The 12,684-nt window shown below is 38.1% G+C and carries 11 protein-coding genes; 6 read left to right on the top strand and 5 right to left on the bottom strand.

Going from position 1 to position 12,684, the window contains the following annotated elements; genetic code table 11:
- The first annotated feature begins 206 nt into the window (after positions 1-206).
- Positions 207-1,703 (top strand): AcpB/EbpR/MafR family transcriptional regulator, encoded by a 1,497-nt coding sequence (locus tag P7D84_RS10420; protein WP_311806375.1) that lies wholly within the window; start codon positions 207-209, stop codon positions 1,701-1,703.
- 1 nt (position 1,704) lies between these two features.
- The gene (locus P7D84_RS10415) at positions 1,705-3,201 is read left to right on the top strand and encodes an AcpB/EbpR/MafR family transcriptional regulator (protein ID WP_311806374.1); all 1,497 of its coding nucleotides are present in this window, start codon (positions 1,705-1,707) and stop codon (positions 3,199-3,201) included.
- A 31-nt stretch (positions 3,202-3,232) separates the two neighbouring features.
- Here the strand turns inward: P7D84_RS10415 and P7D84_RS10410 are convergent, their stop codons facing one another.
- A complete protein-coding gene (locus tag P7D84_RS10410; protein ID WP_311806373.1) occupies positions 3,233-3,622 on the bottom strand; it encodes a hypothetical protein in 390 nt (129 codons plus the stop codon).
- Positions 3,623-3,910: 288 nt separating this feature from the next.
- On the opposite strand from P7D84_RS10410, the gene ald reads away from it, so the two are divergent.
- Together ald and P7D84_RS10400 are read left to right on the top strand one after the other, a co-directional pair.
- On the top strand, positions 3,911-5,032 hold the full coding sequence (gene ald / locus P7D84_RS10405) for an alanine dehydrogenase (protein WP_311806372.1): 1,122 nt from the start codon (positions 3,911-3,913) through the stop codon (positions 5,030-5,032).
- Positions 5,033-5,119: 87 nt separating this feature from the next.
- Positions 5,120-6,820 carry a M3 family oligoendopeptidase gene (locus P7D84_RS10400; RefSeq protein WP_311806371.1) on the top strand — a complete coding sequence of 567 codons (1,701 nt, stop codon included), beginning with the start codon at positions 5,120-5,122 and terminating at the stop codon, positions 6,818-6,820.
- Between the two features lie 133 nt (positions 6,821-6,953).
- Here P7D84_RS10400 and P7D84_RS10395 read toward each other — a convergent pair whose 3' ends face one another.
- The gene (locus tag P7D84_RS10395) at positions 6,954-7,733 is read right to left on the bottom strand and encodes an ABC transporter ATP-binding protein (protein ID WP_137604185.1); all 780 of its coding nucleotides are present in this window, start codon (positions 7,731-7,733) and stop codon (positions 6,954-6,956) included.
- A gap of 104 nt (positions 7,734-7,837) precedes the next feature.
- Between P7D84_RS10395 and P7D84_RS10390 the strand changes: the two genes are divergently transcribed.
- Both P7D84_RS10390 and P7D84_RS10385 read left to right on the top strand, forming a co-directional pair.
- Entirely contained in the window at positions 7,838-8,533 is a 696-nt protein-coding gene (locus tag P7D84_RS10390; protein ID WP_311806370.1) for a TIGR00266 family protein, read from the top strand.
- Positions 8,534-8,610: 77 nt separating this feature from the next.
- The gene (locus P7D84_RS10385) at positions 8,611-10,341 is read left to right on the top strand and encodes a putative polysaccharide biosynthesis protein (RefSeq protein ID WP_311806369.1); all 1,731 of its coding nucleotides are present in this window, start codon (positions 8,611-8,613) and stop codon (positions 10,339-10,341) included.
- A 21-nt stretch (positions 10,342-10,362) separates the two neighbouring features.
- On the opposite strand, the gene P7D84_RS10380 is transcribed toward P7D84_RS10385, so the two are convergent.
- From P7D84_RS10380 to P7D84_RS10370, 3 genes are all read right to left on the bottom strand, one after another.
- Positions 10,363-10,869 (bottom strand): prolyl-tRNA synthetase associated domain-containing protein, encoded by a 507-nt coding sequence (locus P7D84_RS10380; protein WP_311806392.1) that lies wholly within the window; start codon positions 10,867-10,869, stop codon positions 10,363-10,365.
- Positions 10,870-10,874: 5 nt separating this feature from the next.
- Positions 10,875-11,333, bottom strand: coding sequence for a hypothetical protein (locus P7D84_RS10375; protein ID WP_137604182.1), 459 nt, complete (start codon positions 11,331-11,333; stop codon positions 10,875-10,877).
- A gap of 172 nt (positions 11,334-11,505) precedes the next feature.
- Complete coding sequence (locus tag P7D84_RS10370) at positions 11,506-12,660, bottom strand: trans-sulfuration enzyme family protein (protein ID WP_311806368.1); 1,155 nt, start codon at positions 12,658-12,660, stop codon at positions 11,506-11,508.
- Positions 12,661-12,684 lie beyond the last annotated feature (24 nt).

The raw sequence follows: 12,684 nt of genomic DNA, 5'->3' as shown, positions 1-12,684 counted from the left end.
TATTGAAAATAAAAAAATAAATAAATTATGGAAACATTTCTAGGATTCTTTGCCACTATCCTTATTAAATAAACTCCTTAGCTTATAATTCATCATATCTATCATTAGTTAAATAACATGGAAAAGCAGAATTATAGCCACTGATGCTTGTCTCATCCCTTCTTGAACATTATATTAAATAAAAAATTAGTTAAGGAGCCTTAACGATGAACCTTAGAGCATTAATGAAAAGAGAAACAATCAGGTGCTTACAATTAGTAGAGAAACTATACTATGCAACAGACGCTCTTTCTTCTGAACAATTGATGGCCGTGTTAGCTTGCTCGCGACCTACACTGATTAGCGACATTCATTTTCTAAATGAAGCAAACCTACCATTTAGAATCACTAAAACTAACGGACTTTATACCATTAACTTTGAGTCTCATGCTACGATCGACACGGTCTATGCATACTTTTTACACAGCGGCTTGGAATTTCAAACAATCGAGAGTCTTTTTTTTGAAAAAAATTATAGTATCCAAGCTGCGGCTCTTCACTTAAATTGTAGTTTTTCAAACATGCAGCGTTATTTACAAAGCAGTAAACACTTATTACGGGTTTGGGGATTTTCTGTTTGTCATCGACCTTTGCATGTTGTGGGAGAGGAAAGCTTGATTCGTCGATTCTTTTTTCTTTTCTTCAAAGAGTCTCAAAAAAACGTTGCAGATTACGGATTTTCACAGACATTAGTAGCTTCACTGGATCAGTTTATCCAACAACTTTTAGTAGAAAATGATCACACAAATGATTTAGCTGTCCATTCTCAATTGCTGCACAGTTTTTTAATCGCCTTGTATCGGCAAAAAAGAGGTCATTTTTTGAAACAGCCTTTATTGGAATCCGGGATGAGTATTCCCAAAACTGCCGAATTTGATCAAATGGTAACTGCGATCAAACGTGAAACAGCTTTGGAATTTACCATGCTTCACTTAAAAGATTGTTTGTGGCCTCTGTTTTCACATCAGTTGATTGTAAATGAGCAACAACAGATTCTTGCACAGCAAGAAAATAAGTCATTCGCACGTTTTTATGTTCAGCATCAGCAACTATTGGAAAAAATTAGTTATTTGTTGACTGAACCTCTTTCACAAATAGAGATTACTGAAACATTAAGATTTTTAGGGAATCAGTTATTTTGCTACTTTCCTAATAAACAACCAATTGCAATCATTCAAGAAATCGATAAAATGATGGTGACAGTGATTGAAAAAACATATAACCGAGAAGTTCATACACTCAAAAAGATCGTTAGTGACTTTTTGAATCCTCGTCAACAAAAGTCACTAGTCCCGCTTTATCTCAATTGCCTCATTACCACGATAGATAACTTATTACCGCGTTTAGTTGGTACGAATAAAGCTGTCAATGTGCTCTTGTTGCCAGATACTTTTGCACCTCAGCAACGTTTCTGGTCTTCACTTTTTGCCGATTCTATTAAAGGAGTCGTCAACTATGAAGTACTCGATGCTGCTACACTCTTACAAAATAAACTGACCAGTTTAGCACAAGCCTACGATCTGATCATTACAAATAAAACTGTTACTGAAAAGCTGGCCAAGCCAATCATTGCAGTCAATACTTATCCGACAACAAAAGAACTTGTCCAGATTCAACAATTCATCAATCAATTTGAAACACTTCCAGCCCGAAAGGAAAGATAAAATGAATTTACGTCGTCTATTGAAACGAGACAGTCAACGACAATTACACTTGATTGAAACACTTTATTATTCTCAATGTGCCCGTTCCAGTGAAGAACTGGCGAATATTATCGGTTGTACACCGCCAGCTCTTTTAAATGATATTCGCTCCACCAATACTCAAAGTGATTACTACCAGATTGTTCGAAGGAATAGTCTGTATCAGTTGGAACTAAAAGATAACGCTACGATGGATGTTCTCTATTCGACACTGATCAATCAATCTGTAGCATTTAAAGTCTTGGAAGCTATTTTATTTGAAGAATGTTATAGTTTATCCGAACTTTCTCAAAAATTTTTCTGTAGTTTGACTACAATCCAAGTTGCCATGAAAGATTTACAAGATGCACTCAGCCATTGGAAACTGACCATCCAACGTCGACCATTTCGATTAACAGGTAACGAAGTAGCCATTCGACATTTATTCTTTTTGTATTTATCGGAAAAAAAAATCACTCGTAAGGACACTCGATTCAGTTCTGATTTTTTTCAATTTGGTGATGACGTCCTCCATTCAATGATCGAAAACAATCAGCTTTCTGTATCACTGGCTCAGTATAATCGTTTAAGTCTATCTTTTTACATCAGTCTTATCCGAAGCGCTAATGGACATCGAATCAGTTCACGCTTATTAAAATCAACCAGTATCATCTCTCCAGATCAAGATACGCTCACTCGTTTTGGGCTTTATTTGCGAAAAGAACTGCAAATTCTCTATTCAGAAGATATCATGAAAGACAGCTTCTGGCTGCTTTATTCCGATCTATTTTTACTAGGTAAGACACAAAAAAAGAACAGTCTAAAAACAAATTATTCATTAGCCTATCATTACGAGACACATTATGAACTAGCTGAAAAGTTAAGTCAGATGTTAATTCAGCCTTTAACGGATGACCAAAAAGAACAACTGGTACTCATCTTGATCAACCAACACTTGTTCCATGCCGGAACGAAGGAATTTATTAGTATATTGCAAGATCGAAAAAAAGATTGTCTAAGACTGTTAGAAACTTTTCATGCTCATTGTGTTTATCAGCTTCGTAATTTAGTTCTTACGTTCACTGAGGACTACCAACTTTTTGACTCTCCTGAATTTATTGACAATTACATTTATCAGATCGTCGCGACAGTCCCTACCTGCTTGAATGGGATGAAACAGTCAGAAAAGCCAGTCACTTTATTAGTCGTCGCAACGGATTCTAAAATGCAAGAAAGTTTATTAACGGAACTGTTACGTTTTTCTATTCGAGGAAACTATGAAATTCAACAAATGAGCGTCCAACAACTACATGAACGAAGTTATTTAGCAGTTTTTGAAGAATACGACATTGTTATCAGTACATCTACTTTTGATGTTCCTAATTGTCAGACACCGATTATTGCAGTGGAGCTATGCCCTAGTATCCAATCATTAAATAAAATCCAACAACTAGTAGATCAAATAAGTAAACGAGGGTAGCAACGATCAAAGTAAAAAGGACTTGAGCATTTTACTCAAGTCCTTTTTGGGTGATTAATCGATCTAATTCCTTGTCCATCGAAGCTTTTTCTGCCATTAAACTATCGATCATCCGTTGATATTTTTCTTTCCCATTTTTCTTACGAATGACATTCAACTGAAGTGCAGAAAATAAAATAATGACTAGTGATAAAATAATAATCACCGCAAAGATCAGACTTACTTCTATTTTAACTAGCGTATATAACAGCACGATCAAAGCGATCAAAATTTCCAAAAGACTTAGTTTGGTTCTCCACCCGCCGCCAAATAGCATTCGTTTTAGTGTTGAACCTTGTAGCAATTCTTCATAACGAGTCAAGCGTGCTTCTAAAAAGCTGACTTGTTCTTTTAGTAGATCAATCCGTTGATTATCCGGCATAGTAGTTTCGCTCCTTATTTTCCTTCTTCCATATTATCGCTAGTAACTGTTATTTTCGCAAATATTTTATTTATCATTATAAAAATAATAATCTTTTTGCAAGAGATTTCCCCAGCGAGTTTTTAACAATCAAAAAATTAAAAAATGTAAAGGGTTTCATTTGTTTCTCACTGGCCATCAGCATGAAAAACTTTTTAAATTCTTATTTGAAATTGTGTGAAAGTCTTGTACAATTATCTTGTAAGCGAATTCTTTTCGTGCACAATTAGTCAAGAAGGAGTGTGTCAAATGATTATTGGAATTCCAAAAGAGATTAAGAACAACGAAAACCGTGTCGCCCTTCCCCCATCTGGTGTATTTGATTTAACCAATCGTGGTCATCAAGTATTAGTTGAGAAAGATGCCGGTAAAGGTTCCACAATTTCAGACGAAGAATATGTTGCTGCAGGTGCTACTATCATAGACAACGCTGAAGATGTTTGGGCGGCTGAAATGGTCATGAAAGTCAAAGAACCCCTTCCAGAAGAATATCGTTATTTCCGTAAAGGATTATTATTATTTACCTATTTACATCTAGCGGCAAATCGCCCGTTGACCGAGGCTTTAGTAAACAGCGGTGTAACAGCGATTGCTTATGAAAATGTTCAACCAGCTGATAATACACTACCATTACTTGCTCCAATGAGTGAGATTGCTGGTCGAATGGCAGCACAGATCGGAGCAAACTTTCTAGAACGGATTAAAGGCGGCAAAGGAATCTTGCTTTCTGGTGTTCCTGGTGTACGTCGTGGAAATGTTGTCGTTATCGGCGGCGGTGTTGTTGGCTTGAATGCGGCGAAACTAGCTGTAGGTTTAGGGGCAAATGTTACTCTTTTAGATGTGAGTGTTCCACGCTTAAAAGAATTAGATATCATCTTTGGTAATAGCGTTCAGACGATGATGTCAAACAGCTTCAATATCCAAGAGTGCTTAAAAACAGCTGACTTAGTGATTGGTGCTGTATTGATCCCAGGTCACAAAGCACCAACATTAGTTACTAAAGAAATGGTAGCAAACATGCCTGACCACGGTGTAATCGTCGATGTCGCGATTGACCAAGGCGGTATTTTTGAAACAGAAGACCGCGTAACAACCCATGACGATCCAACTTATGTCAAAGAAGGCGTTGTTCATTATGCTGTAGCAAACATGCCTGGTGCTGTACCGCAGACAGCCACTTATGCCTTGAGTAATAGTACGATGGCTTATGCAAATCTCTTAGCTAATACTCCATTAGAACTATTATTAAAAGACAACTTAGCTCTTCGTCGTGGTGTTAATACCTATAATGGCAAACTTACGATCGAACCAGTAGCTAAAGATTTAGCTATGCCATACACTTCAATTGATGAACTATTAAAAAGCAACTAAACATACAACAGGAAGGACCTGTCGGCAGTAGGCTGACAGGTTTTTTGTTATAATAAAACTGATTCTTTTATTATAGGGGGTTTACTTATGATTTTTTCTGATATTTCTTATCAGCGTCCTGATTTATCACAATATAAAACAGTGTTCACTCACACCAATCAGCGATTTATCACAGCTAATAATTATCAAGACGCGAAAGAGGCGCTGCAGGAGCTGAATCAGTTACGCAGTGAAATGGCTAAAAACATGAAGCTTGCGTACATTCGACATTCGATCGATACAAAAAACCATTTTTATCAAAAGGAAAATGATTTTTGGGATCAGCATGGACCGTTAGTTGATCAAATTCATAATCGATTCTACGAAAGTCTGCTAGCCTCTTCTTTTCGTACACAACTAGAAAATGAATTTCCGGCAACACTTTTCCTTTTTGCAGAAGATCAATTACGTTTATTAGATGACTCAGTTATTGAACTGAAGCAACAAGAAAATGAAGTCATCAGCCGTTATACGCAATTGATTGCTTCAGCTGAACTGGTATTTAATGGCACTAACTATACTCTATCGGAGTTGTCTGCTTTTTTTACGGCTCCTGATCGTGCTATTCGTAGAGCAGCTCAAACAGTCTATGAGCAATTCTTCAATACTCATGAGCAAGAATTTGATGAGTATTTTGATCAGTTGGTCCATTTACGCCACCAGCAAGCTCAAAAATTAGGTTTTGAAAATTATGTCGACTATGGTGATCGTTTGATGAATCGTTGGGGCTATGACCGAAAGCAACTCCATGAATTTCGGCGCTTCATTTTAGAAGAAGTCGTCCCAATCAATCAAAAGCTTTATCAGCGACAAAAGACTCGGCTAGGAGTTGAAAAACTCTTACATTATGATCTGCCCCTTGTTTATCCTAATGGTAATCCTCAACCACAGGAAACTGGTGAAAAATTGATCCAACAAGCCCGAGACATGTACCACGAATTGTCGAATGAAACGGGAAACTTTTTTGATCAGATGATCCACCAAGAATTAATGGATTTGGCTAGTCGTCCTGGCAAACAAAGTGGTGGTTATTGTGAGTTCATCGATACTGTTCAAATGCCTTTTATTTTCGCAAATTTTAATGGAACTTCAGATGACGTCGACGTCTTGACTCACGAGACCGGACACGCATTCCAAAGTTACCTCTCTCGCTGGATCAAAGAACCTGAATTGGTTTTCCCAACTTCTGACACTGCTGAGATTCATTCGATGAGTATGGAATTTCTCACTTGGCCGTGGATGAATAAGTTTTTTGGAGCAGATCATCAAAAATATACATTTGCTCATTTAAGCAGTGCCTTACAATTTTTACCTTACGGCGCTTTAGTTGATCATTTCCAAGAAGAAATCTATCGTCATCCAGCGTGGACCTCGGCTCAACGGAAAATTTGTTGGCGAAAATTAGAGAAACAATATTGTCCTGAACGGGATTATCAAGCTTCAGAAGCCTTAGAACGCGGTATTTATTGGTACCGACAAGGCCATATTTTTGAAGTCCCTTTTTATTACATCGACTACACCTTAGCACAAGTCTGCGCTCTGCAATTTTGGAAGCGAACGATTGTCGATAAAGATTCTACTGCTTGGAAAGACTATTTAACAATTTGCCGCATTGGTGGGAGCAAAACATTTTTAGAAACCGTAGCGTTAGGCCATCTTGCATCTCCTTTTGAACGAACAAAAATGACTGAACTGCTATCAGTAGTTGATCATTATCTAAGTAATATCCCCGAAACAAATTTAGTTTAATTCTTTAAAATTATCTTATTTAAAACTGATTAAACAAGCTATCAAAATCAAAAGACTGTGATGAATTTACAGTCTTTTTATTTTATATTATTTCTTTTGCGATTTTTTTAGTGTTTAATAAAGCGCGAACTTTTTATTTAGGAATAACCATCAAACGATTCTCACTCATTTTGTGGATGGCAATTGGCCGTTGATAAAATTCATTCAATATGTTTTCTTTTAGTAACTCTTCTCGATGACCTTGTTTAAAGACCTGCCCTTTTCGAATCATTAATAGATGATTGATAAACGGTAAGATCTCCTCCGTATGATGTGTCACATATAACAAGCTAGGCGCGTCCGCAGCTTGTTTCATTTTCTGGATACGTGCCAACAAGTCTTCTCTGGCAAACAGATCCATTCCATTACATGGTTCATCTAAAATCAATAATTCTGGTTTTGCCATCAATGCACGAGCAATCAGAACAATCTGTTTTTCTCCTTGAGATAGAATTTGAAAAGTTTTTCCAATTAGTTTCTCCGCACCAAGTGAACATAAAAGTTGTTTGGCTTCGGCTAATTCGGTTTCTGAATACATTTGATAGATACCGATACTAGCAAATTTCCCTGATAAAACAATATATTCAGACTGTTCTTCACGATGGATTTTTTCTTGTAAAGATTGACTTACCCAGCCGATTCGTTTTGTTAAGTCAGGAATAGACGTTTCTCCGAACACTTCCCCTAAAACAGTCAGACGCCCTTTTGACGGCCATAAATTCCCTGAGATCATATTTAACATCAAACTCTTGCCGGCACCATTTAATCCTAAGATTGCCCAGTCTTCACCAGAGTTGATATGCCAATTGATATCTTGTAAGAGTACAGTTTGTTGACGAATAAGTTGAACATGTTCAAAAGCTAAAATTTTCATACTTTTTTCCTCCCTACTTCCCTTTAACAATCCTAACAAAAATTCACAGAAAAGATAGGAAAAATGGTATAATTTAACAGATGAATTTGAGAGGAGTCTTACTTATGAAATATGAATTATCAGACAGTACCTTTGCACCGATTGCAAAGATTTATCTAAAACAAGAGGAGAAATTACGAATCGAACCAGGAGCTATGGTTTATCAAGTCGGTGAGATTGAATTAGAAGGACACATGAACTCAAATGGCAAAAAAGGACTCGGTGGTGCATTGAGTGCTTTGGGTCGTTCTGTAACTAGTGGCGAGAGCTTTTTTATCAGCACGGCTACCGCGCATACAGACAATGCTATGATTGCTATTGCACCTGCTGTCCCTGGAAAAATATTTTCGCTAGACATTGCTGCTGAAAACTGGTGCTTGAACACTGGCGCTTTTCTTGCCAGTGAAGAACAAGTAAATTTCCAAATGAAGCGTCAAAAACTTTCTGGAGCTTTATTAGGCGGAACCGGCGGCTTATTTATCATGGAAACATCAGGAAATGGCCAGATTTTGGTTTCGGCTTTTGGTGATATTGAAAAAATTGAACTTGATGGCAGTCAACCAGTCACTATCGACAACCAACACGTGATTGCTTGGAGCAGCTCATTAGACTATCAAATCAAAGTAGCTTCCGGGACTTTTGGTTTCAAAACTGGTGAAGGCGTCGTCAATGAATTTCATGGCCGCGGCACTGTCTACATCCAAACACGGAACATAGAAAGCCTAGCTGATCATATCATTCCTTTTTTACCTAAATCTTAAAGATCATCAGACAGGATTGTAAGTGTTAGCAAGAACAGGTAAAATATGGAGGATACTGTTGTAGAAAGTTGGTTTATATGACTAAGATTAGACACGAAGATGAGTTGTCCGATACTCCTTCACGCATGGCTCGTTACCATGCCCAAGCGGTTGCACCACCCTTAAAAAAACAGAAAGAAACAGCCGCGGCAGCACCAAAAACACAAAGTACGCAAGAAAAAATGGTACAAAGTACCGGCTGGTTGACTGTCGGCAATATTTTTTCGCGATTATTAGGAGCAGTCTACGTTATTCCTTGGTATATGTGGATGCAACCTCATGGTGAAGCAGCCAACTATTTATATACAAAAGGTTACAATGTCTATGCCTTATTTTTGATGATTTCAACAGCTGGGATCCCGGCTGCAGTCGCCAAACAAACTGCTCGTTATAATTCAATGAATGAATATGGGTTAAGTAAGAAATTATTGTTCTATACGATGCGACTAATGACTATTGGAGGAATCCTTTTTGCAGGAGTCATGTTTTTAGGCGCTCCGTATTTATCTCAAGGAAATCCAGACCTCGTACCTGTTATGCGTTCCTTGAGTGTTGTGTTATTGATTTTCCCAGCGATGAGCGTCATCCGCGGATTTTTCCAAGGAAACAATAACATGAAACCTTATGCGATTTCACAGATTGTCGAGCAAATTGCACGCGTCTGCTATATGCTAGCGTCGGCTTTCATTATTATGCGTATCAACAATGGCAGCTATAAGACCGCAGTCGTCTATTCAACCTTTGCGGCTTTTATCGGAGTTGCTTTTGCCATGGCAGTCTTACTATTCTCCCTCTTCAAGGAACGCTCCGCATTTAGGGAATTGGTCAAAGAAAGTAACAATCAAATTACGTTTTCTGGGCGCCAACTTGTTTTACAAATGATTGCCCAAGCAATCCCCTTCATTATCGTAGGTAGCGGCATCAGTATTTTTAAACTGATCGATCAATATTCTTTTGAAAAAATCATGTCGCTTGTGACAGATTATTCTGCTGCAAAAAATGCAGAATTATTCGCTTTGATTTCTGCCAATCCAGATAAATTGACTATGGTAGTCATCGCTCTTGGTACAGCGATGGCAACTGCGGGCCTCCCACTAATCACAGAACGGTTCACAAAAAAAGACCAAAAAGGATTAGCAAAATTAGTGACAAATAATATCCAATTACTGTTCTTTGTTATGATGCCCGCAACAGTTGGAATGATCGTTCTAGCTTATCCACTAAACACTTTGTTCTATCGTCCCAATCCTCTTGGAGCAGAGTTATTGGCAGCATCTTGTGTAGTAGGAGTCATGATGGGCTTACTTATGGTTTGTTCGACAATGTTGCAAGGTTTAGATGGAAACATGCAAGCTGTTTCTTTTTTAGGAATTGGTGTGCTAGTGAAAGTATTGACGCAATTTCCATTGATTTTTATGTTCAAAGCCTACGGTCCGTTAATCGCGACTTTTATTGGATTGTTAGTGGCCAACATGTTTTTATTGGATCGAATCCATGTCTTATCACAGTTTCCATTTAGGCAAACCTTTGCGTCGATCGCAAAAGTCACTATGATGTCGCTTGTCATGGGGGCTGTAGCTTTTATAGTCAAATTAGGTTGTGAAATGATCTTAAGCTCAGATTCGAAAATGCAATCTATGATTATTATTTTGATTGTCGCTGCATTCGGCGGGCTGACTTATATGTTTTTAGCCTTAAAAACACGAATGGCTGATAAATTACTAGGCTCAAGAGTTGACAGTATTCGGCGCCGCTTGCATCTACATTGAGACCAAAAAACCGCTCGAGGCTTATGCTTCGAGCGGTTTTTCTGGAATGGCCAAATACATCGGTTCAATAGTTAGGTTCGCTAAAAATCGTTTAAAATCATCAAATGAAATCACGACTGTTGCTGTATTGATATTCGGATGAAATCCAATCTTTTTTGTTTGATCGATGGCTGTGTCAATGATTAAATTGATTTGACGTGCTGAATCATGAGGCAAAGCTAATGGTGTCACTGAACCTTTTTCTAACCCAAGCAACTCAAAAAGTTCTGCTTCTGAAGCAAAAGATAAGTGACGCTCGTTTAATAAATCTGCCAGAGCTTTAATAGCTACTCGTTTTTCACCTGGACAAATAACAAAGTAATAGTTCTTCGTCTTCTTACTTTTCAGTAATAGGTTTTTCACGTCACTGCCAGCAATTGAAAAATCAATCTCTGCTACTGTAAATACTGCCCGATGAGCCACTCGTTCATAAGAAATCTGCCATTTTTCTAATAATTGATAGACCTCTGTCTCAGTTGCTTTTGAAATTTTAATCACCGACTTTCTTTTAGCAAATTCCGCCAAATAATAATTGTTTTATTGACGTGATTCAATACTTCTAATTCTTGTTTTTTAGTATCTATCACTTCTTCTTGCTGAAAAGCAGCTAGTTTTTCATAATTATTCTGCAATAGTTCAATAATTATTTGGTTGGTGTTTCCTGGAATCAAACTGTCGGCTTCTGCTTGTAATTGTTGAATCACAATCGGTGTCGTCTCTTGAAAATAAGTATAGCCATACTTATTGAGATTGTTTTTGTACGATTGCAGAGTAGTTAAAGATGTTTCCAGTACAGCCTGTCCGTCCTTTGTTTGTTTTGGGATTTGAACGACTGCTTCTGTCTGTTGGGGCGCCTTTTTTCGCTTAAGCGCCCAGCGAGTCAGTAAAAAAGTAACTAAACAAACAAGCGCATTTGAAAACAGTACTTCTGGACGCAATAAATTTTCAATCATGATGGTCACTTCCTCTAAGAGATGCCTCCATTATACCGAACTCGTTCATTTTAAGGTATTAGTTTTTCCAAAAAAAAGAAAGCAGCTGTCTATTCTTTGGTAATCTTCCATACTTGATTTTCTTAATACTAATTTGTTAACAAAAAAAACACGTTGAAAAAATCCAACGTGCTTATTTCACAGTTAATTGAACTTTAGCTAACGCCTGAAGCAAATCAGCTATCAAATCCTCTGTGTCTTCAATCCCCACAGACAAACGAAGCAAGCCATCAGTCACGCCTTGTTTTTCTCGTTCTTCTTTTGGCACACAAGCATGACTCATAGTAACTGGATAAGACAAAATCGATTCTACACCGCCAAGACTTACGGCTGCAATCGGGATTTTTAGTGCTTCAGCAAAAGTATAGACAGCTTCTTGATCTACTAATTCAAATGACAACACCGCACCACCAGAAGAAGCCTGACGTTGATGCACTTGATACCCGGGATGACCTGGCAGTCCTGGGTAATGGACACGTTGAACAGCAGGATGCTCTTCTAACATTTGGCTGATTTTTTCTGCACTACGAGCACTTTGCTCCATCCGCAAGGCCATTGTTTTTAAACCGCGCATCGTTAACCAGCAGTCTTCAACCCCTAAAATACCACCTAGCACTTTTTGTTGCAGTTTGATTTGCTGATGCCACTTTTCATTATTTGTCACGACTAGCCCAGCCACGACATCACTGTGACCATTGATAAACTTGGTCGCACTGTGGATTACGACGTCGATACCGAGAGATAATGGTTTTTGAAATTGAGGGGTCATGAATGTATTATCCATCATCGTTACTAACTGATGATCTTTTGCAATTGCGACGACACCCGCAATATCGGTCACTGACAACAATGGATTAGACGGTGTCTCTAAGTAGAGTCCGCGAGTATTTGGTCGAATCGCCTGTTCCCATTCTTCCAACTTCGTTTCATCGACAAAAGTCACTTCGATTCCAAAACGCTCCATGACCTCATTCACCAATTGAAACGTCCCGCCATAGATACTTTTGCACATAACTAAATGGTCTCCTTGATTGAAACTCAGCAAAACTGCTGAGATCGCTCCCATCCCAGAAGCAAATGCTGTTGCGTAGTTTCCATTTTCCAGTGCGGCGACAGCCTCTTCTAACGCCGTTCGTGTTGGATTGCCAAAACGAGAATATGTATAAGGCTGTCCATCTTTGATAGAGACTTGCTTAAAGGTCGAACATTGATAAATCGGAATTGAAGATGCGCCGGTCGCTTCATCAAACGCAGGGTATCCATGAATTAATTTTGTCTTATCTTTCATCCCAGATCCTCCTTAATTGTTTTT

Source organism: Enterococcus dongliensis (assembly GCF_031927985.1).
GTDB classification, from domain to species: domain Bacteria; phylum Bacillota; class Bacilli; order Lactobacillales; family Enterococcaceae; genus Enterococcus_A; species Enterococcus_A dongliensis.
The sequence above is the reverse complement of the archived record's forward strand: the minus strand, read 5'-3'. Positions and strand labels throughout refer to the sequence as shown.

What these genes read in the sequence shown, in the direction of transcription:
- ald (WP_311806372.1), top strand. Translation starts at nt 3,911, where the DNA reads ATGATTATTGGAATTCCAAAAGAGATTAAGAACAACGAAAACCGTGTC.
- P7D84_RS10410 (WP_311806373.1), bottom strand. Translation starts at nt 3,622, where the DNA reads ATGCCGGATAATCAACGGATTGATCTACTAAAAGAACAAGTCAGCTTT.
- P7D84_RS10370 (WP_311806368.1), bottom strand. Translation starts at nt 12,660, where the DNA reads ATGAAAGATAAGACAAAATTAATTCATGGATACCCTGCGTTTGATGAA.
- P7D84_RS10415 (WP_311806374.1), top strand. Translation starts at nt 1,705, where the DNA reads ATGAATTTACGTCGTCTATTGAAACGAGACAGTCAACGACAATTACAC.
- P7D84_RS10420 (WP_311806375.1), top strand. Translation starts at nt 207, where the DNA reads ATGAACCTTAGAGCATTAATGAAAAGAGAAACAATCAGGTGCTTACAA.
- P7D84_RS10375 (WP_137604182.1), bottom strand. Translation starts at nt 11,333, where the DNA reads ATGATTGAAAATTTATTGCGTCCAGAAGTACTGTTTTCAAATGCGCTT.
- P7D84_RS10385 (WP_311806369.1), top strand. Translation starts at nt 8,611, where the DNA reads ATGACTAAGATTAGACACGAAGATGAGTTGTCCGATACTCCTTCACGC.
- P7D84_RS10395 (WP_137604185.1), bottom strand. Translation starts at nt 7,733, where the DNA reads ATGAAAATTTTAGCTTTTGAACATGTTCAACTTATTCGTCAACAAACT.
- P7D84_RS10400 (WP_311806371.1), top strand. Translation starts at nt 5,120, where the DNA reads ATGATTTTTTCTGATATTTCTTATCAGCGTCCTGATTTATCACAATAT.
- P7D84_RS10390 (WP_311806370.1), top strand. Translation starts at nt 7,838, where the DNA reads ATGAAATATGAATTATCAGACAGTACCTTTGCACCGATTGCAAAGATT.